Genomic DNA, 26808 nt, shown 5'->3' with positions numbered 1-26808 from the left:
GGCGCGTTTAAGACTGCTTGGAGGTCGAATTGGACAAGAACATGAAAATCCTCATCGTTGATGACTTCTCAACGATGCGGCGGATCATCAAGAACCTGCTGCGTGACCTTGGGTTCACCAACACCGTCGAGGCCGACGATGGCACTACCGCCATTCCGGTGCTCAACAGCGGAAGCATCGACTTTCTGGTAACGGACTGGAACATGCCTGGCATGACCGGTATCGATCTGCTGCGCCACGTGCGTGCCGATGAAAAGCTCAAGCACCTGCCGGTGCTGATGGTGACCGCTGAAGCCAAGCGCGAGCAGATCATCGAAGCGGCCCAGGCCGGCGTTAACGGCTATGTGGTCAAACCCTTCACGGCCCAGGCGTTGAAAGAAAAAATCGAGAAGATTTTCGAACGCATCGGTTGATGAGTGCGCCACGGGGGAGCTATGGGCAATAACGAAACTTCATTGGGCGATTTCGAATCGACCCTGAAAAAACACGCCGTCGAATTGGTCGCGAGCCTTGAAAAGGGCAAGTTCGGCGACGCGGTGCAATTGATCCATGAGCTCAACCAGACCCGTGACCGCGGCCTGTATCAGGAAGTGGGCAAGCTCACTCGCGAACTGCATAGCGCGATCGTCAATTTCCAGATTGACCCGCACATGCCGCAAGCCGAAGAAGTGTCGCAGATCACCGATGCCACCGAGCGTCTGGGGTATGTGGTCAAGCTGACCGAAGCCGCGGCCAACCGCACCATGGATCTGGTGGAAAGTGCCACGCCGCTGGTCAATGGCCTGGCGGATGAAGCCCAGGCCTTGAGCGCGGACTGGGGGCGCTTCATGCGTCGCGAAGTCGGTGCGCAAGAGTTTCGTGAACTGGCCCGGCGGGTCGACGGGTTCCTGGCGCGCAGCGGCACGGACAATCGCGCGGTGTCGGGCAACCTGAACGACATCCTGCTCGCCCAGGATTACCAGGACCTCACAGGGCAAGTGATCAAGCGCGTGACCCAGTTGGTCACCGAAGTTGAAAGCAACCTGCTCAAGCTCGTGCTCATGGCCAGTCAGGTGGACCGCTTTGCGGGCATCGAACATGACCGTGAAGCGATGCTTGCCGAAAAAGATCCACAAAAACATCTCTCTCAGGGTGAAGGTCCGCAGATTCATGCCGATAAAAGAGAAGACGTTGTGTCCGATCAGGACGATGTGGACGATTTGCTATCCAGCCTAGGGTTTTAGAATTTTAGGCATTTTAGGTTTTTAGACCTGTCTGTTAGGAGCACACCCTTAATGAGCTTCGGCGCCGATGAAGAGATCCTTCAGGATTTCCTGGTTGAGGCCGGCGAGATTCTAGAGCAACTGTCCGAGCAACTGGTCGAGCTGGAAAGCCGTCCGGATGATGCGGACTTGCTCAATGCAATTTTTCGCGGTTTTCACACTGTAAAAGGGGGCGCCGGCTTCCTCCAGCTCAACGAGCTGGTGGAGTGCTGCCACATCGCCGAGAACGTGTTCGACATCCTGCGCAAGGGTGAACGTCGCGTCGATTCGGAACTGATGGACGTGGTTCTCGAAGCGCTGGACGCGGTGAACAGCATGTTCAGCGAGGTCCGCGAGCGCAGCCCGATCACGGCCGCGACACCTGAACTGCTTGCGGCGCTGGCCCGTCTGGCCGAGCCGCAATCGGCTGACGAAGTGGCTTCTGCGCCCGTCGCCGACGTCATTGAAGAGCCCGTGGCCGAAACCGGTTCCGACGACATCACCGACACCGAATTTGAACAACTGCTGGACTCGCTGAATGCCGTCAAGGCACAGGCCGAGGCACCGGCCGTTGCGCAGGCGCCTGCCAGCGAGACGGCCGCCAGCGACGAAATCACCGATGCCGAATTCGAGTCGCTACTCGATCAGTTGCACGGTAAAGGCCAGTTCGCCGTTGACGCGGTAGCCCCGGCGCCGGCAGCTCCGGAAGCTCCGAAAGTGGCGGGCGACAGTTCCGATATCACTGACGACGAATTCGAAGCGCTGCTCGATCAGTTACATGGCAAGGGCAACTTTGCTGTCGAGGCACTGGAGTCGGCCATTGCTTCGGTGCCTGCATCCGCAGCACCAAGCGCGGCGGCGGTCGGTAGCGACCTGATCACCGATCACGAATTCGAATCGCTGCTCGACGAACTCCACGGCAAAGGCAAGTTCAGCGAAGTCGGCAGCGCGACGGCGGCCAACGGTTCGAACGCTTCCGTTGCAGCAGCGACAGCCAAGGCTGTGGCGCCGAAACCGGTGGCCAAGGCTCCCGAGCCGAAAGCCGAAGCGCCGGCCCCGGCCGCCGCTGCTGCACCGGCTGCCGTACCGGCATCGTCCCGTGCTCCGGCCGCGCCACCGGCGGAAAAGCCGGCGAGCGAAGCCGAGACCACCGTACGTGTCGATACCGCGCGTCTCGACGAGATCATGAACATGGTCGGCGAGCTGGTGCTGGTGCGTAACCGCCTGGTCCGCCTTGGTCTCAACAGCGGCGACGAAGCCATGTCCAAGGCCGTGTCGAACCTCGACGTGGTCACGGCCGACCTGCAAACCGCGGTCATGAAGACCCGGATGCAACCGATCAAGAAAGTCTTCGGACGCTTCCCGCGCCTGGTTCGCGACCTGGCTCGCCAGCTCAAGAAAGAGATCAACCTGGAACTGGTCGGCGAAGAAACCGACCTCGACAAGAACCTCGTCGAGGCCCTGGCCGACCCGTTGGTCCACTTGGTGCGCAACGCCGTCGACCACGGCATCGAATCGCCGGAAGAGCGCGAAGCCTCGGGCAAGGCCCGTGGCGGCAAGGTCATCCTGGCGGCCGAGCAGGAAGGCGATCACATCCTGCTGTCGATCTCCGATGACGGTAAAGGCATGGACCCGAACGTCCTGCGTTCCATCGCCGTGAAACGCGGCGTGATGGACAAGGATGCGGCCGACCGCCTGAGCGACACCGAGTGCTACAACCTGATCTTCGCCCCGGGTTTCTCGACCAAGACCGAGATCTCCGACGTATCGGGTCGTGGCGTGGGCATGGATGTGGTGAAAACCAAGATTTCCCAGCTCAACGGTTCGATCAACATCTACTCGGCCAAGGGCCAGGGGTCGAAGATCGTCATCAAGGTGCCGCTGACCCTGGCGATCATGCCGACGCTGATGGTCATGCTCGGCAACCAGGCGTTTGCGTTCCCGCTGGTGAACGTCAACGAGATCTTCCATCTCGACCTGTCGACCACCAACGTCGTGGACGGCCAGGAAGTGGTGATCGTGCGGGACAAGGCGCTGCCATTGTTCTATCTCAAACGCTGGCTGGTCAGCTCCGCCGCTCATGAAGAGCAGCGCGAGGGGCATGTGGTGATCCTTTCGGTGGGCACGCAGCGGATCGGCTTTGTCGTCGATCAACTGGTGGGCCAGGAAGAAGTGGTCATCAAGCCATTGGGCAAAATGCTCCAGGGAACTGCAGGCATGTCCGGCGCCACCATCACCGGTGACGGCCGCATCGCGCTGATTCTCGATGTTCCGAGCATGCTCAAGCGTTACGCCACACGGCGTATTTGATTCTGGTGGAGCGGGGCGCCTGGCCCCGCTCCATCTAATGGAGTGTTTATGGCAGTCAAAGTCCTGGTGGTGGACGATTCGGGGTTTTTCCGCCGCCGCGTCTCGGAAATTCTTTCAGCGGATTCGAATATCCAGGTCGTCGGCACGGCGACCAACGGCAAAGAGGCGATCGATCAGGCGCTGGCCCTCAAGCCCGACGTGATCACCATGGACTACGAGATGCCGATGATGGACGGCATCACCGCCGTGCGGCACATCATGCAACGCTGCCCGACCCCGGTCCTGATGTTCTCCTCGCTGACCCATGAAGGCGCCCGGGTCACCCTCGATGCGCTGGATGCCGGCGCGGTGGACTTCCTGCCGAAGAATTTCGAAGACATCTCGCGCAACCCCGAGAAGGTCAAGCAACTGCTGTGCGAAAAGATTCTCAGCATTTCGCGCAGCAATCGTCGAGTCAGCGCCTACAGCGCTCCGGCGCCTGTCGCTGCGCCAGCCCCGACACCTGCGCCTTCCAGCGTGGGCAGTTTTGGCAGCAGCGCGCCTGTGCGTCCGGCACCGATCCCGACGCGTACGCATGCTGCCACTGCGTCGTCGTCCGCGCCAAAACGCAAAGCCTACAAACTGGTGGCCATCGGTACGTCGACCGGCGGCCCGGTGGCCCTGCAACGGGTCCTGACCCAATTGCCGGCCAGTTTCCCGGCCCCGATCGTACTGGTTCAACACATGCCGGCCGCCTTCACCAAGGCCTTCGCCGAGCGCCTGGACAAACTCTGCCGCATCAGCGTCAAGGAAGCCGAGGATGGCGACATCCTGCGTCCGGGCCTGGCGCTGCTGGCGCCGGGTGGCAAGCAGATGATGATCGACGGCCGCGGTGCGGTGAAAATCCTCCCGGGCGACGAACGTCTGAATTACAAGCCATGCGTGGACATCACGTTCGGTTCGGCAGCCAAGTCCTACGGCGACAAAGTTCTGGCGGTGGTCCTGACCGGCATGGGCGCCGACGGCCGTGAGGGCGCGCGCCTGCTCAAGCAGGGCGGCAGTTCGATCTGGGCACAGGACGAAGCCAGTTGCGTGATCTACGGCATGCCGATGGCCATCGTCAAAGCTGAACTGGCCGACGCGGTGTACAGCCTCGACGACATTGGCAAGCACCTGGTCGAGGCCTGTATCTGATGGATGTTCTAAGCCTGATCGGCATCATCATGGCCTTTGTCGCCATCATCGGCGGCAACTACCTTGAAGGCGGTCATCTCGGCGCCCTGGCCAACGGCCCGGCAGCGCTGATCGTGCTCGGCGGCACCATTGGCGCCGCGCTACTGCAATCGCCGATGAGCGCCTTCAAGCGCGCCATGCAGATCCTCGCATGGATCCTGTTCCCGCCTCGCGTTGACCTGGCCGGTGGCATCGACCGCGTGGTGAACTGGAGCCTGACCGCCCGCAAGGAAGGCCTGCTTGGCCTTGAAGGTATCGCTGACGCCGAGCCCGACAATTACGCACGCAAAGGCCTGCAACTGCTGGTCGACGGCGCCGAGCCGGAAGCGATCCGCAGCATTCTGGAAGTGGATTTCTACACCCAGGAAAGCCGCGATGTCGAAGCGGCCAAGGTCTTCGAAAGCATGGGCGGTTACGCGCCGACCATCGGCATCATCGGTGCGGTGATGGGCCTGATTCACGTCATGGGCAACCTGGGTGATCCGTCGCAATTGGGTAACGGCATCGCCGTGGCCTTCGTCGCCACCATCTACGGCGTGGCCAGTGCCAACCTGGTGCTGTTGCCGATCGCCGCCAAACTCAAATCCATCGCTTTGCGCCAGTCGCGTTATCGCGAAATGTTGCTGGAAGGGCTCCTGTCGATCGCCGAAGGTGAGAACCCACGCTCAATTGAGTTGAAGCTTCAGGGCTTCATGGATTGATGGGAGACATGGAACATGGCACGTCGTCGCCAGCATGAAGAACACGTCAACCACGAACGCTGGCTGGTGTCCTACGCGGACTTCATCACCTTGCTGTTCGCGTTTTTCGTGGTGATGTACTCGATTTCCTCGATCAACGAAGGCAAGTACAAGATCATTTCCGAGGCACTGATCGGAGTCTTTACCGACACCGACCGCGCGCTCAAGCCGATCCCCATCGGTGATGAACGGCCCAAGACCGTGACCCCGGCCAAGCCGCTGGTCAAGGACAGTGACCAGGTTGATGCCGGTGTCTCGGGCGCCAGCGATCCACTGAAAAGCATCGCCGACGACATCAGCGCTGCGTTCGGTGACCTGATCAGCTCCAACCAGATGACCGTGCGCGGCAACGAGTTGTGGGTCGAGATCGAGCTCAACTCCAGCCTGTTGTTCGGCAGCGGCGACGCCATGCCCAGCGACATCGCGTTCAACATCATCGACAAGGTTGCAGCGATCCTGAAACCGTTCGACAACCCGATTCATGTCGAAGGCTTCACCGACGATCAACCGATCCGCACCGCGCAATATCCGACCAACTGGGAACTGTCCTCGGCCCGCTCGGCGAGCATTGTGCGCATGCTGGCGATGCAGGGAGTCAACCCCGGTCGCCTGGCTTCGGTGGGCTACGGCGAGTTTCAACCGGTGGCTAACAACGCCACCGCTGAAGGCCGTGCACGCAACCGTCGGGTGGTGCTGGTGGTGTCGCGCAACCTCGATGTTCGCCGCAGCCTGACCGGCACCGGAACCGCCCATGCGCAACCGGATGCCGCATTGAAGCGTGCTGGCACACAAACTGCACCGACCCCGGTCAAGTCGCCGGTACGAGAGAGCGCCGTCAATTCTCCGTCACCCGTATTAACTCGTTGAGCTATTTCTCGGTCGATCCATTCGGCCGGGAGGAACAATCCGAATGAGAGTCTGGGCAGTCGCCAATCAAAAGGGTGGTGTCGGTAAAACCACTTCCTCCATCGCTTTAGCCGGTTTACTGGCGGAGGCGGGCAAGCGCGTGGTCGTGGTCGATCTCGACCCCCACGGCTCCATGACCAGCTACTTCGGCTACGATCCCGACGCCCTGGAGCACAGTAGCTACGACCTGTTCCTGCACAAGGGCAACGTGCCGCAAGGCCTACCGGGCCAACTGCTGCTGTCGACCAGTGACGAACGCATCTCCCTGTTGCCCTCCAGCACCGCACTGGCCACCCTCGAGCGCCAGTCGCCGGGGCAGAGCGGGTTGGGCCTGGTGATTGCCAAGAGCCTGGCGCAACTGTGGCAGGACTTCGATTACGCCGTGATCGACAGCCCGCCATTGCTCGGCGTGCTGATGGTCAATGCCTTGGCGGCGAGCCAGCAATTGGTGATCCCGGTGCAGACCGAACACCTGGCGGTCAAAGGCCTTGAGCGCATGGTCAACACCCTGGCGATGATCAACCGCTCTCGCAAACAGGCGCTGCCGTTTACCATCGTGCCGACGCTGTTCGACCGGCGCACCCAGGCATCCCTCGGAACGTTGCGCGTGCTGCGTGACAGATTCCCCGACGAAATCTGGCAGGGCTATATCCCGGTGGACACGCGCCTGCGTGATGCCAGCCGTGCCGGGCTGACGCCTTCGCAGTTCGACGGCAAGAGCCGTGGCGTTCTCGCTTACCGTGCGTTGCTCAAGCATCTGCTGGCGGCGCAACTTGTTCCGCAGGTGGCTTGAGATGAGCCTGGCTTTTGTAGGAGCAAGCTTGCTCGCGATGGACGACAACGATGACGCGGGCCTCCTGGAGATACGCGGCGCTCATACCTCCATCGCGAGCAAGCTCGCTCCTGCAGGGGTTCTGCCATGAACCGGCCGTTGAAGACCACCTCGCGCCCGCAACTGGCGCTTCAGTCTTATCTGGACAGCTTGCTGCAAGACATCACCGAGGAATTTGCACCAGAAATCGAAGCGCCTCCCCGGGTGGTCGAGGTTGAAGCGGTGCTGGACGAATTCCAGGCGGCAGTGCTCGAAGAACAGGCCCGCGATGCGCAGAAAATGGTGGTTGCTCCCGCTCCTGTGGTCACGCCGGTAGCGAAGGCTCCAGTAGCCGTGGTCGAAGCACCGACACCCATGCTGGCGCCGGTATCGACCATCGCACCGTTGCTCCAGGCGTTGGTGCCGCCGGCCGTCGAGGTACAGCCAGCACCGGAGCCAGCTGTTGTCGAAGTGCATCAAGCGCTGGTGCTGCCCGTCGTTGAAGTTCATCTGCCGCCGAGCAGTACGCCGCCACCGGTGGACACCGATGGTCGTCCGTCCTGGGCTGCCGATCCCTTCGAGTGCCTGCTGTTCGATGTCGCCGGCTTGACCCTGGCCGTGCCGCTGGTGTGCCTGGGGTCGATTTACTCCCTGGCCGGTCATGAGTTGACGCCGTTGTTCGGCCAGCCGGAATGGTTCCTTGGCATCCTGCCGAGCCAGGCTGGCAACCTCAAGGTGCTCGATACCGCGCGTTGGGTCATGCCCGACCGTTACCGCGACGATTTCAAGCAGGGTCTGCAATACGTGATTTCGGTCCAGGGCTACGAATGGGGCCTGGCCGTGCATCAGGTCAGTCGCTCATTGCGTCTGGACCCGAATGAAATCAAATGGAGAAGTCATCGAGGCCAGCGGCCATGGCTCGCCGGCACGGTGATTGAACACATGTGCGCCTTGCTCGACGTTGCCTCCCTGGCTGAACTGATCGCCAGTGGCGGGGCAAGGCACATGTCCGGCAGCAAGCCGAACCACACACCGACAAACGTTAAATAAACAACAGGCGGCGCCACTCGATGGCGTTGCACGGAACACACACCGCCAGGGCGGTTTCTTGAGGGGACAGGGTATGAATGATAAGGCGACGGCGGCAAAAGGTTCCGAAGATCCGATCCTGCAATGGGTCACCTTCAAGCTGGACAACGAGACGTATGGCATCAACGTGATGCGGGTTCAGGAAGTCCTGCGTTACACCGAGATCGCCCCGGTCCCGGGCGCCCCGAGCTACGTGCTGGGCATCATCAACCTGCGCGGCAACGTCGTCACCGTGATCGACACCCGTCAGCGCTTCGGCCTGATGAATGCCGAGATCAGCGACAACACCCGTATCGTCATCATCGAAGCCGACAAGCAGGTGGTCGGGATCATGGTCGACAGCGTGGCCGAAGTGGTTTACCTGCGTCAGTCGGAAATCGAAACAGCGCCGAACGTGGGTAACGAAGAGTCCGCCAAGTTCATTCAAGGCGTGTGCAACAAGAACAACGAACTGCTCATCCTGGTCGAGCTCGACAAGATGATGAGCGAAGAAGAATGGTCGGAACTGGAGAGTATCTGATTGATTCTCGAGGTCGCGGTCATTGTCCTGTTCCTGTTCTGGGCAGGCACGCTGGCAATGTTCCTGGCATACATTCGCAGTCAAAAGCAGATCGCCGCGCAACAGGCCCAGGGTGATGCGCTACGCGATCAGCGCATCAAGGACCTGGGCAAACGCGTCGAGGATTACCAGAACGGCAACGTGCACATGGGCGAAGAACTGCATGAACTGCGCGCAATAGTCGCGCCATTGCCGGACAAACTCGCCCAGCTGGAACAGCGCGATCCTTCAAGCCTGTCGTTTGCCCAGGCTGCGCGACTGGTCGGGATGGGCGCAAGCGTCGACGAGCTGACTCAGTCCTGTGGCTTGACCCAGGCTGAGGCGGAGTTGATGAGCAAGTTGCACAGAAACTGAGTTTTGCGATCCGGCTGAAATCGCTTTCGCGAGCAGGCTCGCTCCCACAATGGTTCCATGTCGGACACACAAGATGTGTTCACTGAAGATCACCTGTAGGAGCGAGCTTGCTCGCGATGGTCGTTAACGATGACGCGGGCTTCCTGGAAAAACGCGGTGTTCTTGAGTCCATCGCGAGCAAGCTCGCTCCTACAATGGTTCTATGTCGGACACGGAACATGTGTTCACCTGTGGGAGCGAGCCTGCTCGCGATGGCGTATTCGAATCCTCAGTAGTCTTCCCCTCGTTCGGTAATGTCCTTCTCCACCATCAGCCCATCCGGATCCTGCCCCGCCGGACATTTCCCCTTCAGATTCCATGCAAACGCAATGATCTCGGCAATCGTCAGATAGAGCTCCTGCGGAATGCTGTCCCCCAGTTCCATGCGTGCCAACAGTCTCACCAGCTCGGCGTTTTCGTAGATCGGCACTTCGCAGTCGCGGGCGATCCGCAGGATTTCTTCGGCCAGTTCTTCGTCACCCTTGGCGGTGAGGGTGGGGGCGTGGGTGCCGTCGTATTTGAGGGCGATGGCCTGGTGTGGGGCGTTGGGGTTTTTCATGCGGTGTCATCCACCCAGCGTTGTTCGAGGCGGGTTTGCGGGCCTTGGGGCGGTGTGCCGAGGTGGCAATCCAGGTCGCCGACGTTCAGGCCGGCGGACAGCAAGCGGTCACGCAACCCGCTCAGATTGCTTTCGATCAGGCTGGCGGTGTAAGGCCGCTCTGCCCAGAGTTGGCTGGAGAGGCTGCCCTTGATCAGTTGCGCCTGAATTTGCAACGGCCCCAAAGGCTCCATGGCGAAGGCCAACTCCACACGCCACAGCTGTTGCCTGGGTTCGCGCTCTTCGCGACGCTCCTTTGGCTGTTCTCTTTTGGGCGCGTCTTCACGCTGGAACTTGACCTGCAATGGCACGATGTCCTGCATGTTGCGCATCGGGATTTCCAGCTGCCAGGTACTCATCAGCCGTCCGTCGGCGGTTACGCCGGTTTGCTCCAGACTCGACAGCTGATGGCTTTGCAGGCGTGAAACCGCAGCGGCGGCCAAACGCAGCAGGTGTTCGAGGTCGTCGTTTTCACCGTCGGCGCTTTGCAACAGGCGTTCGGGCAGCGGGAATCCGGTTGGCGACGGTTTGGCACTGACCTGACCGAGCATGCCCAGGGCATTGCGGACAAAATTCGGCATGGCCTGGGCCAGGGTATTGGCGGCGATGATCGCGCCGAGGCTGGTGTTGGCCGGCAGCCCCTGACTCAATTGCGCAACCAGTTTGAGCAGGTCGCCTTTCATGTCCGGTGCGAGTGTCGGGTTTTGCCCGGTCAGCAGTTTGCTTTCGAGAAACACACCGCTGCTGGCCAAGGCCTGGGCCAGGCCCTTGGGGGTGCTCAACTGTTGAACATCCGGCAAGCCGGCGAGCAGCTGGGCAGCGGCGCTACGCAATTCAACGGATGTCTGGTCCGAGTCCGGAAGGTTCTGCAGGAGCTTGAGCAAGCCGTCCAGCGAGCCCTGGCGGCTTTGCTGGTCGACCAGTTGCCGGGTCACCGCCAGTTGTTCCTGGCGGCTGCTCAGTGGCACGAACTTCACGGTCTGGGCATCCTGCACCTGCGCGCTCAACAAGGTGCCGATGCGCAAGGGTTGTGGACTGTCGATGCTCAGGGTGCTGCCGCTCAGTGCGGTGTTGAGCAGGCTCACCATCGAGCGAAACACCATGGGCTGGCCAGGCAACTGCGGCAGTACTTGCGAGGTCAATACTTTGCCCTGCAGCAGGGTGCCAACGAGCAATTGCGCGGTGTCGAGGCGGGTGAGGGTGGCGACGCTGGAGGCAATGGCCTGTTGCACCGTCACCGCCAGATTGCCGGCCGAAGGTTGGCTGACGACCAGCGTGGTGCCCTGGGCCAGCGGTTGATTGCCGGTGGTCTGGACCGTGGTCTGGCGGCCGCTGTCGAGGGTGACCTTGAGCAGCATCTGGAAAGTCTGGTCTGTCTGCTTGAGCGACAACACTTCGGCCTGGGCGGTCTGACCGACGCTGATCAGCCCCTCCACCGGCGTCAGCAACTTGAGCAACTCACCGCTGATCACCTGCGCACGTGAAGTCACCGGGACGGTTTGCGCTAGCGGGAGGATGTTCATTTCGCCTGTCATACGCGGTCACAACCTGAGGAAAATGCACTCTTTAGACTAAGGTCTGGCATGTATAATGCCGCGCCGTTGTATCCAAAAATGGCGAAAATTTTGCAATTGTTTGACGCAGCTCTCTAGAACAAGACGTCATTGCATCTATGCTGCATCTCTTTAACGGCCGCGCCAGTGCCGACTTGAACCGTATAAGGCCCGTGAACCCTTGACCAGTCCAGTCCTGCAAACCGTTGCCCTTGCCTGTGAGCGAGACCTTCGGCTGCTCTTCGAAAATCTCGATTTGAGACTGGCCAGTGGCGAAATGGTGCAAATCAGCGGCCCCAACGGCAGTGGCAAGACCAGTCTGTTGCGCCTGCTTTCAGGTTTGATGCACCCGACCGCCGGTCAAGTGCTGCTCAATGGCAAGCCCCTTGATGAGCAGCGCACTGAGCTGGCGCGCAACCTGCTGTGGATCGGCCATGCGGCGGGAATCAAGGATTTGCTGACACCGGAAGAGAACCTGAGCTGGCTCTGCGCCTTGCATCAACCGGCCTCCCATGAAGCGATCTGGCAAGCCCTGGCGGCGGTCGGATTGCGCGGTTTCGAAGATGTTCCCTGCCACACCCTGTCCGCTGGCCAGCGGCGCCTCGTCGCACTGGCGCGTTTGTATCTGGACAGCCCGCCGCTGTGGATCCTCGACGAGCCCTTTACCGCCCTCGACAAGCAGGGCGTGGCACAACTCGAAGAACATCTGGCCGCTCACTGCGAACGTGGCGGCATGGTGGTGTTGACCACCCACCACACGCTGAGCCGGATGCCGGCCGCTTATCGCGACATCGATCTGGGGAATTGGGCCGTATGAGTGTTTTTGGCCTGTTGGTCGCCCGTGAGGCCCGTCTGCTGTTCCGCCGTCCCGCAGAGCTGGCGAATCCGCTGGTGTTTTTCGCCATCGTCGTTTCCTTGTTCCCGTTGGCAGTCGGACCTGAGTCTCAATTGTTGCAAACCTTGTCTCCGGGGTTGGTCTGGGTCGCGGCACTTTTATCGGTCCTGCTCTCGCTGGACGGGCTTTTCCGCAGTGATTTCGAAGACGGATCCCTTGAACAGTGGGTCCTTTCGCCGCACCCCCTGGCTCTTCTGGTTTTGGCCAAAGTGCTGGCACACTGGGCTTTTTCCGGCCTGGCACTGGTTTTGCTCGCACCTTTGCTGGCGCTGATGCTCGGTTTGCCTGCCGCCTGTCTGCCGGTGTTGCTGCTTTCGTTGCTGCTAGGTACACCGGTACTGAGCCTGCTCGGTGCGGTGGGTGCGGCACTGACGGTGGGTTTGAAGCGCGGCGGCCTGTTGCTGGCACTGCTGATTCTGCCGCTGTACATCCCGGTATTGATCCTGGGCAGTGGTGCCTTGCAGGCGGCCTTGCAGGGCATGCCGGCGACCGGTTATCTCCTGTGGCTTGGCAGCCTGACCGCCCTGGCGATAACTCTGACACCTTTTGCAATAGCTGCTGGCCTGAAGATCAGCGTCGGCGAATAATAATGAGGTCTGGTTATTTTTTGACCGCTTTTGGTTTTAAAAAGGCAGACCCTGGCTCTTCACAGTAAAGAGCAACCGTGATGGAAACAGTATGAACTGGACGTGGTTTCACAAGCTCGGCTCGCCCAAATGGTTTTACGGCATCAGCGGCAAAATGCTGCCCTGGCTGAGCATCGCGGCGTTGCTGCTGATCAGCGTTGGCGTGGTCTGGGGCCTGGCCTTCGCGCCGCCGGACTATCAGCAGGGCAACAGCTTTCGCATCATCTATATCCACGTTCCGGCCGCCATGCTGGCGCAGTCCATCTATGTGATGCTGGCCGTGTGCGGTATCGTCGGGCTGGTGTGGAAAATGAAACTGGCCGACGTCGCCCTGCAATGTGCGGCGCCCATCGGCGCGTGGATGACCGCCGTGGCGCTGGTCACCGGCGCGATCTGGGGCAAGCCGACCTGGGGCTCGTGGTGGGTCTGGGATGCACGCCTTACGTCCATGTTGATTCTGCTGTTCCTGTACTTCGGTCTCATTGCGCTGGGCAACGCGATCAGCAATCGTGACAGCGCGGCCAAGGCCTGCGCGGTGCTGGCGATCGTCGGCGTGATCAACATCCCGATCATCAAGTACTCCGTGGAGTGGTGGAACACCCTGCACCAGGGGGCGACCTTCACCCTCACCGAAAAACCGGCGATGCCCGCCGAAATGTGGCTGCCATTGCTGCTGACGGTGTTGGGCTTCTACTGTTTCTTCGGCGCGGTGTTGCTGCTGCGCATGCGTCTGGAAGTGCTCAAGCGCGAAGCCCGGGCCAGTTGGGTCAAGGCCGAAGTGGAAAACAGCCTGGAGGTCGCTCGATGAGTTTTGCTTCATTCGGCGACTTCATCGCCATGGGTCATCATGGCCTGTATGTCTGGTCAGCCTATGGCATTTGCCTGGCGGTACTGGCCCTCAACGTGGCGGCGCCGATCCTGGCCCGCAAGCGGTATCTGCAACAAGAGGCGCGTCGTTTGCGCCGGGAGAACGGCAAGTGAATCCGCTGCGCAAAAAGCGTCTTATCATCATTCTCGCGATCCTGGTCGGGGTCGGCGCTGCCGTCGGCCTGGCCCTGAGCGCCCTGCAGCAAAACATCAATCTGTTTTACACACCGACCCAGATCGCCAACGGCGAAGCTCCGCTGGACACGCGCATTCGCGCTGGCGGCATGGTCGAGAAAGGCTCGCTGGAGCGTTCCAGCGATTCCCTGGACGTGAAGTTCGTTGTCACCGACTTCAACAAATCCGTGACCATCACCTATCGCGGCATCCTTCCGGACCTGTTCCGCGAAGGGCAGGGCATCGTCGCCCTGGGCAAGCTCAATGCCGATGGCGTGGTGGTGGCCGATGAAGTGCTGGCCAAGCACGATGAGAAGTACATGCCGCCGGAAGTGACCAAGGCGTTGAAAGACAGCGGTCAATCGGCTCCAACGCCCGCGAAGGAGGGTTGATCCATGACATCCGGCATCTTTATTCCCGAACTGGGTCATCTGGCGATGATCCTGGCCCTGTGCTTCGCCCTGGCCCAGGCCGTGGTGCCGCTGCTCGGTGCGTGGCGCAATGATCGCCTGTGGATGAGCCTGGCCCAGCCGGCCGCGTGGGGGCAGTTCACCTTTCTGGTGTTTGCCTTCGGTTGCCTGACCTACGCCTTCATGGTCGATGACTTCTCCGTGGCCTATGTGGCCAACAACTCCAACAGCGCGTTGCCGTGGTACTACAAGTTCAGCGCCGTGTGGGGCGCCCACGAAGGTTCCTTGCTGTTGTGGGCCTTGATTCTCGGCGGCTGGACCTTCGCGGTGTCAGTGTTTTCCCGGCAGTTGCCGCAGGTCATGCTGGCCCGCGTGCTGGCGGTGATGGGCATGATCAGCACCGGTTTCCTGCTGTTCCTGATCATGACCTCCAACCCGTTCAAACGCATCCTGCCGCAGGTGCCCGGCGACGGTGCCGACCTCAACCCGTTGCTGCAAGACATCGGCCTGATCGTGCACCCGCCGATGCTGTACATGGGCTACGTCGGCTTCTCGGTGGCCTTCGCGTTCGCCATTGCCGCGCTGATGGGCGGTCGCCTGGATGCCGCGTGGGCGCGCTGGTCGCGTCCGTGGACCATCGTGGCCTGGGCGTTTCTCGGCATTGGCATTACCTTGGGGTCGTGGTGGGCGTACTACGAACTCGGCTGGGGCGGCTGGTGGTTCTGGGACCCGGTGGAAAACGCCTCGTTCATGCCATGGCTGGTGGGCACCGCACTGATTCACTCGTTGGCGGTCACGGAAAAACGTGGCGTGTTCAAGAGCTGGACCGTGCTGCTGGCCATCGCTGCGTTTTCGCTGAGCCTGCTGGGGACCTTCCTCGTGCGTTCCGGCGTGCTGACCTCGGTGCACGCTTTTGCGTCCGATCCGGAACGCGGGGTGTTCATCCTGATTTTCCTGCTGTTCGTGGTCGGTGGTTCATTGACGCTGTTCGCCCTGCGCGCGCCGGTGGTCAAGAGCCAGGTGGGCTTCAACCTCTGGTCCCGGGAAACGCTGTTGCTGGGCAACAACCTGGTGCTGGTGGTGGCGGCGTCGATGATTCTGCTCGGCACCTTGTACCCGCTGATTCTGGACGCCATGACCGGCGCCAAGCTGTCGGTTGGCCCGCCATACTTCAACGCGCTGTTCATTCCGTTGATGGCGTTGCTGATGGTGGTGATGGCGGTCGGCGTGATCGTGCGCTGGAAGGACACCCCGGTGAAATGGCTGGCGAGCATGCTGACGCCGGTCTTGCTGGGCAGCGCCGCCATGGCCGTGGTGGCCGGCGTCGCGTACGGCGATTTCAACTGGGCAGTGCTCGCCACCTTCATGCTCGCCGCCTGGGTGCTGCTGGCCGGCGCGCGTGACATCTTCGACAAGACCCGCCACAAAGGGCTGATCAAAGGCCTGCCGACCCTGACCCGCAGCTACTGGGGCATGCAGATCGCGCACCTGGGCATTGCGGTGTGTGCGCTGGGTGTCGTGCTGTCGAGCCAGAATAGTGCCGAACGTGACCTGCGCCTGGCGCCGGGCGAGTCCATGGACCTGGCCGGTTACCACTTTATCTTCGAAGGCGCCAAGCACTTCGAAGGCCCGAACTTTACTTCCGACAAGGGTACCGTCCGGGTGATCCGCAACGGCAAGGAAGTCAGCGTGTTGCATCCGGAAAAACGCCTGTACACCGTGCAGAACTCGGTGATGACCGAAGCCGGCATCGACGCCGGGTTCACCCGCGACCTCTACGTCGCCCTCGGCGAACCGCTGGGTAACGGTGCCTGGGCCGTGCGCGTGCACGTCAAGCCGTTCGTGCGCTGGATCTGGTTCGGTGGTTTGCTGACCGGTTTCGGCGGGTTGCTGGCGGCGCTGGATCGGCGTTATCGGGTCAAGGTAAAAAGCCGCGTGCGCGAAGCACTGGGCATGTCGGGAGCCACTGCATGAAGCGTTGGTTGATGTTGTTGCCACTGGTGATCTTTCTGGTGGTTGCTGTGTTTCTTTACCGCGGGTTGTACCTCGATCCGGCCGAGTTGCCCTCGGCGATGATCAACAAGCCGTTCCCGGAGTTTTCCCTGCCGGCGGTGCAGGGCGACAAGACCTTGACCCGCGCTGACATCCTCGGCAAACCGGCGCTGGTCAACGTCTGGGGCACCTGGTGCATTTCCTGCAGGGTCGAGCACCCGGTGTTGAACAAGCTGGCCCAACAGGGCGTGGTGATCTACGGCATCAACTACAAGGACACCAACGCCGATGCCTTGAAGTGGCTGGCGGACTTTCATAACCCCTATGCGCTGGATATCCGTGACGACCAAGGCTCGCTGGGCCTGAACCTCGGTGTATACGGCGCACCGGAAACCTTCTTCATCGACGCCAAGGGTGTCATCCGTGACAAGTTCGTCGGTGTGATCGACGAGCAGGTCTGGCGCGAAAAACTGGCGGCCAAGTACCAGGCGCTGGTCGACGAGGCCAAGCCATGAAGCGCTGGATCGCTGCCGCCGTTCTGGGCCTGAGCCTGGCGGGCGTGGCCCACGCGGCCATCGACACCTACGAGTTCGCCAAAGAAGGCGATCGTGAGCGTTTTCGTGAGCTGACCAAAGAGTTGCGTTGCCCCAAGTGCCAGAATCAGGACATCGCCGATTCCAACGCACCGATTGCCGCCGACCTGCGCAAAGAGATTTTCCGCATGCTTGGCGAGGGCAAGGACAACCAGCAGATCATCGACTTCATGGTCGACCGCTACGGTGATTTCGTCCGCTACAAACCGGCCCTGAATGCCAAGACCGCCTTGCTCTGGTTCGGCCCCGCCGGCTTGTTGCTGGGCGGTGTGGTGATCATCGCGGTGATCGTCCGCCGTCGTCGCGTGCAACGTGCCGACACCCCGGGCTCGCTTTCTGCCGAGGAGCGCTCGCGCCTCGACCACCTGTTGGATAAAACCAAGAATGATTGATTTCTGGCTCGCTGCAGGTCTGCTGCTTCTGGTTGCCCTGAGTTTTCTGTTGATCCCGGTGCTGCGCAGCCGTCGCGCCCAGCGTGAAGAGGATCGTACCGCCCTGAACGTGGCGCTTTATCAGGAGCGCGTGGCTGAATTGCAGGTTCAGCAGGAAGAGGGCGTGCTCGATGCGGCGCAAATGGACGCCGGTCGCGCCGAAGCCGCCCGTGAGTTGCTGGCGGACACCGAAGGTGTCGAAGCGCCGCAGGTATCGCGTCTGGGCAAACCCTTGCCGTTGCTGGCGGCCATTCTGGTGCCGGTGCTGGGGCTGGGGCTGTATATGCATTACGGTGCCAGCGACAAGGTCGAACTGACCCGTGAATTCTCCCAGGCACCCAGGACGATGGAGGAGATGACCCAGCGCCTGGAGCGTGCCGTCGCCGCTCAACCGGATTCCGCCGAAGGCACGTACTTCCTCGGTCGTACCTACATGGCTCAGGATCGCCCGGCGGATGCGGCGAAGATGTTCGAGCGCACGGTGAACCTGGCCGGTCGTCAGCCCGAGCTGCTCGGTCAATGGGCCCAGGCCCAGTACTTCGCCGATGGCAAAAAGTGGTCGGACAAGGTCCAGGCCCTGACCGACGAAGCGCTCAAGGCCGATCCGAAGGAAGTCACCAGTCTCGGCTTGCTCGGCATCGCCGCGTTTGAGGGCGAGCGTTATCAGGACGCCATCGAATACTGGAATCGCCTGCTGGCGCAATTGCCGCCGGACGACAAATCCCGCGAGGCGTTACAGGGCGGGATTATCCGGGCCACGGAGAAGCTGGTGGCCAGTGGCGGCAAGGTGGCGCAAGCACCGGCGGCCAAGGCCTCGGCGTTGCTCAAGGTCAGCGTCGATCTGGCAGCGGACCTCAAGACCAAGGTTCAGCCTGGCGACAGCGTGTTCATTTTCGCCCGTGCGATCTCCGGTCCTCCGGCCCCGCTGGCGGTCAAGCGCATGACCGTGGCCGACCTGCCGGTGACCGTCGAACTGGGTGATGCCGACGCGATGATGCCGCAATTGAAACTGTCGAACTTCCCTGAAGTCCAACTGGTTGCGCGTATTTCCCGTGCCGGCAAACCTACCGCTGGCGAATGGATCGGTCGCAGCCAGCCCCTGGCCAGCAGCACCACCGCGCCGCAAACATTGACCATCGACAGCCCGGATAAATAACAGGAAAACGCAATCATGACCGCATTCGCTCGTATCACCCTGCTCAGCGTCGTTATGGGGTTAAGCGCTTGTGCGGTCCAGCGACCAGCGGAGCATGAGGTACCACCGCCGATCCCGCCGTCGCAGCCGGGTATCAAGCCAGTGCCGTCGACGGTGCCGGTCAAGCCAACCACGCCGGCCAAGCCCGCAAAACCGCTGCCACGTACCTCGGCCAGCTTCGCGCCGCCACCGGGGGGCAACAGCCATTGGGATCCGAAACTTGGGGTCTATGTGCTGGATGATCAGCCCAATACCTTCTATCGCCAGCGTACCTACTATCGCTGGGATAACGGCTGGAGTCGGTCGATCAGTCCGAAGGGGCCGTGGGAGGAGACTGATATTCACGGAGTGCCGGGTGGACTGGGGCGGCAATTCGGGCAGTAACGGACCAAGGCGACTTTCGGGTCGCCTTTTTTGTGCCTGCTGAAATGTGATTGTCAGGGCACTGCTGAACCTTGTGGGAGCGGGCTTGCTCGCGAAGGCGGCTTGTCTTTGTTGATTGTGGACATATCCGTTGCTGCGGTATTGGCGGCTGGCGGTTTCGCCCTTACGGCGAGTCCCTTTGGCAAACGCCCCAAAGGAACCAAAGGTCTCGCCCCGAACGTCCGGCCCCTCGCCAAGGCTCGGGGTTCCTTCGCTCCGGCATTCCTCCGGGGGCATTGCCCTCCGGTCGGCTGCGCTCGACCTACATGCAATGGGTTCGACTGCGTCGAACGGCGCTGCGCGCCCATCCCCGGATGAACGCCTCCACTCAGCCTGCCGAGGGGGCGGGTGGATCAAGATCAAGAGCGGCAGGCGAGCTAACGCTCGGCCTGTTGAGTGGTGAGGAGCGTGGGGGTACGCCAATCTGCCTTTGCTCTGCTCTTCTGTAGGAGCGAGCCTGCTCGCGATGGACGTCAACGATAACGCGTGCGGCCTGAATACCCGCGTTGTCCCGGCGTTTTTCGCGAGCAGGCTCGCTCCTACAGGGAAACGCGTTCAATTTCGATCAGGCCGGCCAGCAGGCCGCCTCGCTTTGGCTTTTGATCTTCTTGCCCCCTCGAGAGGCTTCGTTCCGGTTCTGCGCAGTGGGCAACCCGGCATGGATGCCGGGTTAGCCGCGTACGGCCATGGATGGCCGATCGCGGCGGCCCACGGAGCAGGACCGGAGCAAGGGAATGCCGAGCCTTGGCGAGGCACCGAACGTCAGGGGCAAGAGCCCTTGGTTACTTGGGGCTTTTCCAAGTAACCCGCCGTAAGGGCGGAACCATAAGCCGCCGTTACCGCAAAACCGGATATGTACACCAGTAAAAAACACGTAGCCCAACACATAGCCATCAAGGGCAAACCACGCACCCACAGCCCCCGACGTCGGATGGACCCGCGCTGCGAGCTGTATCATCCGAACACCCTCAACCTATACCGTGATCCGTTGGAAAACCCGCTGGTGCAACCGGTGTCGGTGATGGATCATACGCCGGGCCTGCGGGCTGACCTGGTGCAAACGTGATCAGGACGGTCTGCCGTGGATCCGGCAAACAGGGTGACAAATGAAGAGGTTGGTTTGATGGCAGGCAGGTTGATCTATCTCATCGGGCCTTCAGGTTCGGGCAAGGACAGCCTGCTGGATGCTGCGCGAACACGGTTGGCCGAACGCGGCTGCCGCGTCGTGCGGCGGGTCATCACGCGTTCGGCGGAAGCCGTGGGCGAGGCGGCGCTGGGCGTCGGTGCACAGGAATTCGCCGATATGGAGGCCCAAGGCGCATTTGCCCTGAGCTGGCACGCCAACGGGTTGTCCTATGGCATCCCGCGGGAAATCGACGATTGGCTGGCTGCCGGGCAGGACGTACTGGTCAACGGCTCTCGGGGGCATTTGCAGAATACGCGCCTGCGCTATCCGAATGCGTTGGTGCTGTTGTTGACTGTGGATCAGGCAGTACTGCGCCAGCGCTTGCTGGAGCGCGGGCGGGAATCGGTGAGCGAAATCGATCAGCGGTTGGCACGCAATGCCCGATTCAGCGAGCAACTGCTGGTGGAGGACCCGGCCGTGCACTTGCTCGACAACTCCGGGCCGCTTGAGCAAACGGTCGAGCGGTTGCTGGTCTGTATTGACGAGTAACCCCCGGCTGCCTGTCAGGCCTTCCTGGCCAACACCCCCTGCACATACTCGACGAACGCCCGAGCCTTGGCGCTGGCCATTCTCCCCGTGGGGAAAACCGCCCACAAATCCAGGTTCGGCAGTGTCCAGTCCTGCATCACTTCCCGCACCGAGCCGTCGGCCAGTTCCGGCGCAAACATCCATTGCGAGGCCATGGTCAACCCTTGGTGGGCCAGCACGGCCTCACGCAGGCCTTCGGCGGCGTTGACGCGGATCCGGCCGCTGGCGATGACCGATTGCTCCTCGCCGGCCTTGTTGAATGGCCAACTGGTGCCGCCACCAAGGGTGTAGACGATTGCCTGGTGCTTGCACAGGTCGGCGGGGCAGGTGGGTTCGCCGTGTTTTGCGAAGTACGCCGGTGTGCCCAGTACCATGCGCCGGCATTCGGCGATCTTGCGCGCGGTCAGGCCCGAGTCGCTCAGGGGGCCCATGCGCAGGGCGATGTCGACGCCTTCTTCCACCAGGTTGAGGTTGCGATCATCGAGCATCAGGTCGATGTTCAACTCCGGATTTTGCTCCAGGAAGGGGCCCAGGTGCGGGACGATATGCAGCCGCCCGAAAGTGACAGCCGCGCAGATACGCAGGTTGCCACTCAGCCCACTGGCGGAACCGCGAGCGGCGTTGTCGGCCTCGTCGGCTTCTTCGATGGCACGCTTGGCCCGTTCGAAAAAGGCCAGCCCGGCTTCGGTGGGCGTCAGCCCCCGGGTCGAACGCAGCAATAGCCGCACCGCCAACCGCGATTCGAGTTGCGCGATGGTTTTCGACACGGCCGGCTGGCCGATGTTCAGGCGCCGTGCGGCGGCGGAAAACGAGCCGGTTTCCACCACGTAGACGAAGGTTTCCATTGCGCCGAGGCGGTCCATCCAGAGTCCTTGTACTGTTCTGAAAAACACTGCGGATCCACTGTGGGAGCGAGGCTGCTCCGGGCGGCGATCCGACCGGGTTTTGAGGCTTATGCCGTCGCCAGCGAAACCTTCTGCGAAACACTCAGGAATCGCAGCAATGCCAGCAGCGGAAACGCACTGCCGACGATCACGATCCACAACCAGCCACCGTGTTCGTACACCGCGCTGGCCACCGAAGAGCCGAAGGCGCCGCCGATGAAAATGCTGGTCATGTACAGCGCATTCAGGCGGCTGCGGCTTTTGCCGTCGAGGGCGTAGACCGCACGCTGGCCGAGGACCATGTTCATCTGCACGCAGAAGTCGAGCACCACGCCGGTCACGGCCAGGCCGATGACGCTGTAGGCCGGATGGATGAACGCCGGCACGAAACTCAGGCTGGCGAACAGCAGGGCCAGCAATGACGCGATACGGGTGTGACCGGCATCGGCCAGGCGTCCGGCGATCGGGGCGGCAATGGCGCCGATGGCTCCCACCAGCGCGAAAATCGCGATCTCGCTTTGCGACAATCCGTGATTGCGCGCCAGCTCCAGCGGCACGGCGGTCCAGAACAGGCTGAAGGTGGCAAACATGCACCCCTGATAAAACGCACGCTGGCGCAGCACCGGCTGCTTGCGCAACAGCGTCCACAGCGAGCCCAGCAATTGGCCATAGGACGCGCTGTGATCAGGTTCACGCTTGGGAATGGTCATCGCCAGCACGATGCTGATGGCCGCCATCAACACCGCGGCAATCACAAACATCGCCCGCCAGCCGAAGTGATCGGCCACCACACTGGACACCGGTCGGGCCAGCAGGATGCCGAGCAACAAACCACCCATGATTGCGCCAACCACACGACCACGTGTTTCTTCCGGCGCCAGGTGCGCGGCCAACGGAATCAGGATTTGCACCGAAACCGAACTGAACCCCACCAACAACGAAATCAGCAAGAACACGTTCGGCTGATCGGTGAATCCCGCACCCAGCAGGCTGACAATCGCCACCAGCGTGGTGATGATCATCAACCGGCGGTTCTCCAACAGATCCCCCAGCGGCACCAGGAAAAACAGTCCCAGCGCATAGCCGATCTGAGTCAGGGAAACGATCAGGCTGGCCATGGCATTGGTCAGGCCGATGTCCGGAGCGATCAGGCCGATGATCGGCTGGGCGTAGTAGATGTTGGCGACAATGGCGCCGCAGCAGAAGGCGAACAGCAGCACCATGCCTCGGGTCATTGTCGCGGTGCCGTGGGGCACCTGGGTCGCTGGGTTCATAACGGGTCTCGCTGTACGGAAAGGAATGCGCACAGGCTAATGGGCTGACTGAAACGGCGGAAGTGGGATTGGAGTGATAGCAATCATTCCATTGCGGAATGACTGACGGACGCGTGTGTCGTCCGCCGAAGTGCCTTGCGTTGGAACATCGAGGGTAAATGATACATTTACTTACATGCTGTTCGATAGCGTGCTTATGTTCTCCTTGCACGTCCCGTAGCCGACACGTGGCAACCGGCCATCCGAAGAAAAAACCGCAGAGCCCCGGTAGCTAGAATCTACAGGGGGGATCACTTCAATGTGTCCTTACAAGCGGGAGTATCACGATGAAAATCGTATCTTCGCTGGCGTTTGTCGTAGCAGTCGGCGGGCTCTGTGGATGTTCGACAGTGCCGGACAGCCAAGTCACCAACGTTCCCCTGAACGGCACCTCGGCCAATGTCGGGAATATCGGCCGGCCGATCATGATGCCCAGTGGGCATGACACCGTGTTCTGGTTTGCAGTCAGTGGCGTGCCAATGGGCAGTGCGTTACCGGGTCGTTTAATGGCTTACATCTACCCGGGCAGTTGCGCGAACCTGGGGGCGAAGCCGGTCTATGACATGAACGACGGACCGAATGCACGGTTCTATTCGGCGGCGTCGCACCAGTATTTCTGGAAAAGCGCACCGGTCGCCGTCGAGACCCTTCGAGCCGGTGGCTATGCCCTGGTGGTGCGTGAAAGCCCGGCCGATGGTCACCAGGCTATTTTCTGCGGCAACCTGAGCTGAAACATACACGGAACACTGTAGGAGCGAGCTTGCTCGCGATGGAGTCACGGTCAACGCGTTTATTCAGAAAAAACGCATTATCGTTGACGTCCATCGCGAGCAAGCTCGCTCCTACAAGTGTTTATTGCGCATAAATCTGGTCGAAAACTCCACCATCATTGAAGTGGGTCTTCTGCACGGTGCGCCAGTCACCGAAGGTCTTCTCGACGGACAGGAAGTCCACTTTCGGGAAGCGGTCGGTGTACTTGGCCAGCACGGCCGGGTCACGCGGGCGCAGGTAGTTGGCTGCGGCGATTTCCTGGCCTTCCGGCGACCACAGGTACTTCAGGTATTCCTCGGCGGCGGCGCGGGTGCCTTTCTTGTCGACCGATTTGTCGACCACCGACACCGGTGGCTCGGCTTCGGCGGAGACGCTTGGGTAGATGACTTCGAACTGATCACGGCCGAACTCGCGGGCGATCATTTCCGCTTCGTTCTCGAAGGTCACCAGCACGTCGCCGATCTGGTTGGTCATGAAGGTGGTGGTGGCGGCACGGCCACCGGTATCGAGTACTGGCGCTTGTTTGAACAGTTTGCCGACGAATTCCTTCGCCTTGTTCTCGTCGCCGCCGTTTTTCAACACGTAGCCCCAGGCCGAGAGGTAGGTGTAGCGACCGTTACCGGAGGTCTTCGGGTTCGGGACGACGACCTGAACGCCGTCCTTGAGCAGATCCGGCCAGTCCTTCAGGGCTTTCGGGTTGCCCTTGCGCACGATGAACACGGTGGCCGAGGTGAACGGCGCGCTGTTGTCCGGCAGGCGCGTGACCCAGTTGTCCGGGACCAGTTTGCCGTTGTCCGCCAGGGCGTTGATGTCGGTGGCCATGTTCATGGTGATCACGTCAGCCGGCAAACCGTCGATGACCGAACGCGCCTGTTTGCTGGAACCACCGAAGGACATTTGCAGGGTGATGTTTTCGTTGTGCTCGGCTTGCCAGTGTTTCTGGAACGCAGTGTTGTAGTCCTTGTAGAAATCGCGCATCACGTCGTAGGAAACGTTGAGCAGGGTCGGTGCAGCCTGAGCGATGCTGCCCAGGGCCAGGCCAACGGCGAGAAGTGAGGCGCCAAAGAGTTTTTTCACTGCGCAGTCCTTGTTCTTTGTGTAGGAGTCGCCGCACCAACACTGTAGGAGCGAGCCTGCTCGCGATGGACGCTAACGATGACGCGGGCTGTCTGAGTGCCCGCGTTGTCCTGGCGTTTTTCGCGAGTGAACTCGCTCCTACGAGTGGTGCGGTCGATACGATTTTGCCAGCGACTATAACCGGGCACTTTTAGTCCTTTAAATATTAAAAAGCTCTTTGCTTATTCCAGTTTTTTGAACAGTGCATTGCCGCAACGGGAGCAGAACGATGCTTCTTGTTCGTGGCTGTTTTTCGCACACACCGGGCAGTCGTGCTGCAACTGGCTGCCTCGCATGGCCGTGGCCAGTTCGGCGGTGAAGATCCCGGTGGGCACGGCAATGATCGAGTAACCGGTGATCATCACCATCGACGAGATGACCTGGCCCAGCGCGGTCTTGGGCACGATGTCGCCGTAACCGACGGTGGTGAGGGTGACGATCGCCCAGTAAATACCCTTGGGAATGCTGGTGAAGCCATGTTGCGGGCCTTCGACCACGTACATCAGGGTGCCGAACACCGTCACCAGGGTGCAGACACTGAGCAGGAACACGAGGATTTTCTGCTTGCTGCCGCGCAGGGCATCGAGCAGGTAATGGGCTTGCTTGAGGTAGGGGCCGAGCTTGAGCACGCGGAAGATCCGCAACATCCGGATCACCCGGATGATCAGTAGGTACTGGGCATCGCTGTAGTACAGCGCGAGGATGCCGGGCACGATGGCCAGCAGGTCCACCAGACCATAGAAACTGAAGGCATAGCGCAGGGGCTTGGGCGAACAGTACAGGCGCAGGATGTACTCGCCGAGGAAGATCACCGTGAAGCCCCACTCGATGAACGCCAGCAGGCTGGCGTAGTGCTGGTGGACGTCATCGATGCTGTCCAGAATCACCACCACCAGGCTGGCGAAGATGATCAGCAGCAGGCTGGTGTCGAAGCGTCGCCCGGCGACGGTGTCGGTCTGGAAAATAATCACGTACAGGCGATTACGCCACGTGTCGTTGCTGATCATGCACATCGCCTTGGCCGCAAATCAGCGCAGCCTAGGTTGATTCTCCCCGTTAGCGCAAGGCGCGCTTTCGACGGTGGCTTTGCCGAGCATTTGCACAACGCTGCGAATCAGCCAGCAGGCAAGAATGAACGGCGCGGTCAGCGTGGGCAGACCGATGGCGGCAAACACCGGTGTCAGCGCCAGCGCCAGGCCGATGCCAACCAGCGGCAGCCAGGGTTGGCGACGCTGCGAGCTGAAGGCGAGGGCGGCGAGTACGGCGTTATAGCCACCCAGACCGAGCAATGCACTGTAGAAGTCGTGGTGCAGCAGGCTCCAGCCCATGCCCGCGACAGACGCCAGCAACGCCCAGCCGAAGGCGCGGCGATCGGCGATCAGCAAACCGGCGGCAATCATCGCACCGGCCAGAGGATGACCGAGGAACATGACCTGGCCGAGGCCCTTGAGGGGGGCGGCGAGCATGTTCAGCGTGCTGACTTCGATCAAGTGCGCTTGTGTCGAGGGCGTGGCGAAGCACAGCAGCAACCAGCCCAACCCGACGAAGGGCGCCGTATAGGCAGGCAGGTATTGGCTGACCCGGACGCGCTTGAGCCACTGCTGGGTGATCATCGCGCTCAGGCCACCGGCGGCCAGAATCAGCAGCGGCATCATTGCCGACCAGGGGAAATACAGGCTCAGCAACAGGCCGAGCAGAACACCGTTGTAGCTGAACAGTCCGGCCTGACGATCAGCCTTGGCATAGTTGCGACGTTGCGCGGTGAGCAGCCCGGCGACACCGCCGAGCAAGGCGCCGCCGAGCAAGGCAGGCGCCGTGAACAGAATGGCCAGCAGGCACAGCAGGCCGCACAGCGGATTGCGCTGGAGAAAGATCTGGCTGAAGCCGTTGAGCAACGCTTCGGCCCAGTCAGGGCAGTGGGTGTTGAAATGGTTGGCAGGCATGGCAGTTCTGAAAGTCAGTGGGACCGGGTTGCCCGCATCGCGAGCAAGC

The 26808-nt window shown here is 61.2% G+C and carries 30 protein-coding genes; 23 read left to right on the top strand and 7 right to left on the bottom strand.

Translation table 11 applies throughout. The features are described from left to right. Positions 1–41 precede the first annotated feature (41 nt). The 10 genes from RS887_RS03120 (at position 42) to RS887_RS03075 (ending at position 9222) form a co-directional block, all read left to right on the top strand. Positions 42–413, top strand: coding sequence for a chemotaxis response regulator CheY (locus RS887_RS03120; RefSeq protein ID WP_003183998.1), 372 nt, complete (start codon positions 42–44; stop codon positions 411–413). A 21-nt stretch (positions 414–434) separates the two neighbouring features. Further along, entirely contained in the window at positions 435–1223 is a 789-nt protein-coding gene (locus tag RS887_RS03115) for a protein phosphatase CheZ (RefSeq protein WP_322614343.1), read from the top strand. A 51-nt stretch (positions 1224–1274) separates the two neighbouring features. Next, on the top strand, positions 1275–3551 hold the full coding sequence (locus RS887_RS03110; protein WP_322614342.1) for a chemotaxis protein CheA: 2277 nt from the start codon (positions 1275–1277) through the stop codon (positions 3549–3551). Positions 3552–3599: 48 nt separating this feature from the next. Then, entirely contained in the window at positions 3600–4724 is a 1125-nt protein-coding gene (locus RS887_RS03105; protein ID WP_322614341.1) for a chemotaxis response regulator protein-glutamate methylesterase, read from the top strand. Next, complete coding sequence (locus RS887_RS03100) at positions 4724–5464, top strand: flagellar motor protein (protein ID WP_085716992.1); 741 nt, start codon at positions 4724–4726, stop codon at positions 5462–5464. Before RS887_RS03105 ends, RS887_RS03100 begins: the two co-directional genes overlap by 1 nt. A gap of 15 nt (positions 5465–5479) precedes the next feature. After that, positions 5480–6370, top strand: coding sequence for a flagellar motor protein MotD (gene motD, locus RS887_RS03095; protein WP_322614340.1), 891 nt, complete (start codon positions 5480–5482; stop codon positions 6368–6370). A 43-nt stretch (positions 6371–6413) separates the two neighbouring features. Further along, positions 6414–7202: a ParA family protein gene (locus RS887_RS03090; RefSeq protein ID WP_322614339.1), complete on the top strand. Its 789-nt coding sequence runs from the start codon at positions 6414–6416 to the stop codon at positions 7200–7202. Between the two features lie 126 nt (positions 7203–7328). Continuing rightward, a complete protein-coding gene (locus tag RS887_RS03085) occupies positions 7329–8270 on the top strand; it encodes a CheW domain-containing protein (protein ID WP_322614338.1) in 942 nt (313 codons plus the stop codon). A 73-nt stretch (positions 8271–8343) separates the two neighbouring features. Then, positions 8344–8829 (top strand): chemotaxis protein CheW, encoded by a 486-nt coding sequence (locus RS887_RS03080; protein WP_007980742.1) that lies wholly within the window; start codon positions 8344–8346, stop codon positions 8827–8829. Further along, positions 8830–9222, top strand: a complete 393-nt coding sequence (locus RS887_RS03075; RefSeq protein WP_322614337.1) for a DUF2802 domain-containing protein — start codon at positions 8830–8832, stop codon at positions 9220–9222. A gap of 268 nt (positions 9223–9490) precedes the next feature. On the opposite strand, the gene RS887_RS03070 is transcribed toward RS887_RS03075, so the two are convergent. After that, on the bottom strand, positions 9491–9820 hold the full coding sequence (locus tag RS887_RS03070; RefSeq protein ID WP_322614336.1) for an EscU/YscU/HrcU family type III secretion system export apparatus switch protein: 330 nt from the start codon (positions 9818–9820) through the stop codon (positions 9491–9493). After that, positions 9817–11394, bottom strand: coding sequence for a flagellar hook-length control protein FliK (locus RS887_RS03065; protein ID WP_322614335.1), 1578 nt, complete (start codon positions 11392–11394; stop codon positions 9817–9819). Before RS887_RS03065 ends, RS887_RS03070 begins: the two co-directional genes overlap by 4 nt. Positions 11395–11593: 199 nt before the next feature. On the opposite strand from RS887_RS03065, the gene ccmA reads away from it, so the two are divergent. The 12 genes from ccmA to phnN all read left to right on the top strand — a co-directional run bounded on the left by ccmA (position 11594) and on the right by phnN (position 20693). Further along, entirely contained in the window at positions 11594–12229 is a 636-nt protein-coding gene (gene ccmA, locus RS887_RS03060; protein ID WP_322614334.1) for a cytochrome c biogenesis heme-transporting ATPase CcmA, read from the top strand. Further along, positions 12226–12894, top strand: a complete 669-nt coding sequence (ccmB, locus tag RS887_RS03055; protein ID WP_007980754.1) for a heme exporter protein CcmB — start codon at positions 12226–12228, stop codon at positions 12892–12894. The genes ccmA and ccmB overlap by 4 nt, the downstream gene beginning before the upstream one ends. Positions 12895–12985: 91 nt before the next feature. After that, positions 12986–13741 carry a heme ABC transporter permease gene (locus RS887_RS03050; protein WP_085716984.1) on the top strand — a complete coding sequence of 252 codons (756 nt, stop codon included), beginning with the start codon at positions 12986–12988 and terminating at the stop codon, positions 13739–13741. Continuing rightward, positions 13738–13914 (top strand): heme exporter protein CcmD, encoded by a 177-nt coding sequence (gene ccmD / locus RS887_RS03045; protein ID WP_007980758.1) that lies wholly within the window; start codon positions 13738–13740, stop codon positions 13912–13914. The genes RS887_RS03050 and ccmD overlap by 4 nt, the downstream gene beginning before the upstream one ends. Beyond that, a complete protein-coding gene (gene ccmE, locus RS887_RS03040; RefSeq protein ID WP_008020317.1) occupies positions 13911–14366 on the top strand; it encodes a cytochrome c maturation protein CcmE in 456 nt (151 codons plus the stop codon). Before ccmD ends, ccmE begins: the two co-directional genes overlap by 4 nt. Positions 14367–14369: 3 nt before the next feature. Then, positions 14370–16358 (top strand): heme lyase CcmF/NrfE family subunit, encoded by a 1989-nt coding sequence (locus RS887_RS03035; RefSeq protein WP_322614333.1) that lies wholly within the window; start codon positions 14370–14372, stop codon positions 16356–16358. Then, positions 16355–16891 carry a DsbE family thiol:disulfide interchange protein gene (locus RS887_RS03030; protein WP_322614332.1) on the top strand — a complete coding sequence of 179 codons (537 nt, stop codon included), beginning with the start codon at positions 16355–16357 and terminating at the stop codon, positions 16889–16891. Before RS887_RS03035 ends, RS887_RS03030 begins: the two co-directional genes overlap by 4 nt. Then, on the top strand, positions 16888–17361 hold the full coding sequence (locus RS887_RS03025) for a cytochrome c-type biogenesis protein (protein WP_103394764.1): 474 nt from the start codon (positions 16888–16890) through the stop codon (positions 17359–17361). The genes RS887_RS03030 and RS887_RS03025 overlap by 4 nt, the downstream gene beginning before the upstream one ends. Then, positions 17354–18556: a c-type cytochrome biogenesis protein CcmI gene (gene ccmI, locus RS887_RS03020; protein WP_322614331.1), complete on the top strand. Its 1203-nt coding sequence runs from the start codon at positions 17354–17356 to the stop codon at positions 18554–18556. Before RS887_RS03025 ends, ccmI begins: the two co-directional genes overlap by 8 nt. Positions 18557–18571: 15 nt before the next feature. Continuing rightward, positions 18572–18979 (top strand): hypothetical protein, encoded by a 408-nt coding sequence (locus RS887_RS03015; protein ID WP_322614330.1) that lies wholly within the window; start codon positions 18572–18574, stop codon positions 18977–18979. Between the two features lie 892 nt (positions 18980–19871). Continuing rightward, positions 19872–20084, top strand: coding sequence for a hypothetical protein (locus RS887_RS03010; RefSeq protein ID WP_322615282.1), 213 nt, complete (start codon positions 19872–19874; stop codon positions 20082–20084). 57 nt (positions 20085–20141) lie between these two features. Continuing rightward, on the top strand, positions 20142–20693 hold the full coding sequence (gene phnN / locus RS887_RS03005) for a phosphonate metabolism protein/1,5-bisphosphokinase (PRPP-forming) PhnN (RefSeq protein WP_322614329.1): 552 nt from the start codon (positions 20142–20144) through the stop codon (positions 20691–20693). Positions 20694–20707: 14 nt separating this feature from the next. On the opposite strand, the gene RS887_RS03000 is transcribed toward phnN, so the two are convergent. Beyond that, positions 20708–21595, bottom strand: coding sequence for a LysR family transcriptional regulator (locus RS887_RS03000; protein ID WP_322614328.1), 888 nt, complete (start codon positions 21593–21595; stop codon positions 20708–20710). Between the two features lie 89 nt (positions 21596–21684). Beyond that, complete coding sequence (locus RS887_RS02995) at positions 21685–22890, bottom strand: MFS transporter (protein ID WP_322614327.1); 1206 nt, start codon at positions 22888–22890, stop codon at positions 21685–21687. A gap of 326 nt (positions 22891–23216) precedes the next feature. On the opposite strand from RS887_RS02995, the gene RS887_RS02990 reads away from it, so the two are divergent. Beyond that, entirely contained in the window at positions 23217–23660 is a 444-nt protein-coding gene (locus RS887_RS02990; protein WP_322614326.1) for a hypothetical protein, read from the top strand. A gap of 121 nt (positions 23661–23781) precedes the next feature. On the opposite strand, the gene RS887_RS02985 is transcribed toward RS887_RS02990, so the two are convergent. The 3 genes from RS887_RS02985 to RS887_RS02975 form a co-directional block, all read right to left on the bottom strand. Further along, positions 23782–24777 (bottom strand): sulfate ABC transporter substrate-binding protein, encoded by a 996-nt coding sequence (locus RS887_RS02985; protein ID WP_322614325.1) that lies wholly within the window; start codon positions 24775–24777, stop codon positions 23782–23784. Positions 24778–24998: 221 nt separating this feature from the next. Then, entirely contained in the window at positions 24999–25823 is an 825-nt protein-coding gene (locus tag RS887_RS02980; protein WP_322614324.1) for an ion transporter, read from the bottom strand. 21 nt (positions 25824–25844) lie between these two features. After that, positions 25845–26759 carry an urea transporter gene (locus RS887_RS02975; RefSeq protein WP_322614323.1) on the bottom strand — a complete coding sequence of 305 codons (915 nt, stop codon included), beginning with the start codon at positions 26757–26759 and terminating at the stop codon, positions 25845–25847. Positions 26760–26808: the final 49 nt, after the last annotated feature.

Origin of the sequence: Pseudomonas sp. BIC9C (genome assembly GCF_034541995.1) — a bacterium.
Taxonomy (GTDB): domain Bacteria; phylum Pseudomonadota; class Gammaproteobacteria; order Pseudomonadales; family Pseudomonadaceae; genus Aquipseudomonas; species Aquipseudomonas fluorescens_CC.
This window is presented reverse-complemented; position numbering and strand designations above follow the sequence as displayed.

Excerpts from the sequence above, each read along its gene's own strand:
- RS887_RS03065 (WP_322614335.1), bottom strand. The coding sequence starts at position 11,394 with ATGACAGGCGAAATGAACATCCTCCCGCTAGCGCAAACCGTCCCGGTG.
- RS887_RS03030 (WP_322614332.1), top strand. The coding sequence starts at position 16,355 with ATGAAGCGTTGGTTGATGTTGTTGCCACTGGTGATCTTTCTGGTGGTT.
- RS887_RS03100 (WP_085716992.1), top strand. The coding sequence starts at position 4,724 with ATGGATGTTCTAAGCCTGATCGGCATCATCATGGCCTTTGTCGCCATC.
- RS887_RS03105 (WP_322614341.1), top strand. The coding sequence starts at position 3,600 with ATGGCAGTCAAAGTCCTGGTGGTGGACGATTCGGGGTTTTTCCGCCGC.
- RS887_RS02975 (WP_322614323.1), bottom strand. The coding sequence starts at position 26,759 with ATGCCTGCCAACCATTTCAACACCCACTGCCCTGACTGGGCCGAAGCG.
- RS887_RS03120 (WP_003183998.1), top strand. The coding sequence starts at position 42 with ATGAAAATCCTCATCGTTGATGACTTCTCAACGATGCGGCGGATCATC.
- RS887_RS02990 (WP_322614326.1), top strand. The coding sequence starts at position 23,217 with ATGAAAATCGTATCTTCGCTGGCGTTTGTCGTAGCAGTCGGCGGGCTC.
- RS887_RS02995 (WP_322614327.1), bottom strand. The coding sequence starts at position 22,890 with ATGAACCCAGCGACCCAGGTGCCCCACGGCACCGCGACAATGACCCGA.
- motD (WP_322614340.1), top strand. The coding sequence starts at position 5,480 with ATGGCACGTCGTCGCCAGCATGAAGAACACGTCAACCACGAACGCTGG.
- ccmD (WP_007980758.1), top strand. The coding sequence starts at position 13,738 with ATGAGTTTTGCTTCATTCGGCGACTTCATCGCCATGGGTCATCATGGC.
- RS887_RS03085 (WP_322614338.1), top strand. The coding sequence starts at position 7,329 with ATGAACCGGCCGTTGAAGACCACCTCGCGCCCGCAACTGGCGCTTCAG.
- RS887_RS03000 (WP_322614328.1), bottom strand. The coding sequence starts at position 21,595 with ATGGACCGCCTCGGCGCAATGGAAACCTTCGTCTACGTGGTGGAAACC.
- ccmB (WP_007980754.1), top strand. The coding sequence starts at position 12,226 with ATGAGTGTTTTTGGCCTGTTGGTCGCCCGTGAGGCCCGTCTGCTGTTC.
- RS887_RS02980 (WP_322614324.1), bottom strand. The coding sequence starts at position 25,823 with ATGATCAGCAACGACACGTGGCGTAATCGCCTGTACGTGATTATTTTC.
- RS887_RS03015 (WP_322614330.1), top strand. The coding sequence starts at position 18,572 with ATGACCGCATTCGCTCGTATCACCCTGCTCAGCGTCGTTATGGGGTTA.
- phnN (WP_322614329.1), top strand. The coding sequence starts at position 20,142 with ATGGCAGGCAGGTTGATCTATCTCATCGGGCCTTCAGGTTCGGGCAAG.
- RS887_RS03110 (WP_322614342.1), top strand. The coding sequence starts at position 1,275 with ATGAGCTTCGGCGCCGATGAAGAGATCCTTCAGGATTTCCTGGTTGAG.
- RS887_RS03010 (WP_322615282.1), top strand. The coding sequence starts at position 19,872 with ATGTACACCAGTAAAAAACACGTAGCCCAACACATAGCCATCAAGGGC.
- RS887_RS03050 (WP_085716984.1), top strand. The coding sequence starts at position 12,986 with ATGAACTGGACGTGGTTTCACAAGCTCGGCTCGCCCAAATGGTTTTAC.
- RS887_RS03115 (WP_322614343.1), top strand. The coding sequence starts at position 435 with ATGGGCAATAACGAAACTTCATTGGGCGATTTCGAATCGACCCTGAAA.
- RS887_RS03090 (WP_322614339.1), top strand. The coding sequence starts at position 6,414 with ATGAGAGTCTGGGCAGTCGCCAATCAAAAGGGTGGTGTCGGTAAAACC.
- RS887_RS03025 (WP_103394764.1), top strand. The coding sequence starts at position 16,888 with ATGAAGCGCTGGATCGCTGCCGCCGTTCTGGGCCTGAGCCTGGCGGGC.
- ccmI (WP_322614331.1), top strand. The coding sequence starts at position 17,354 with ATGATTGATTTCTGGCTCGCTGCAGGTCTGCTGCTTCTGGTTGCCCTG.
- RS887_RS03070 (WP_322614336.1), bottom strand. The coding sequence starts at position 9,820 with ATGAAAAACCCCAACGCCCCACACCAGGCCATCGCCCTCAAATACGAC.
- RS887_RS03035 (WP_322614333.1), top strand. The coding sequence starts at position 14,370 with ATGACATCCGGCATCTTTATTCCCGAACTGGGTCATCTGGCGATGATC.
- RS887_RS03080 (WP_007980742.1), top strand. The coding sequence starts at position 8,344 with ATGAATGATAAGGCGACGGCGGCAAAAGGTTCCGAAGATCCGATCCTG.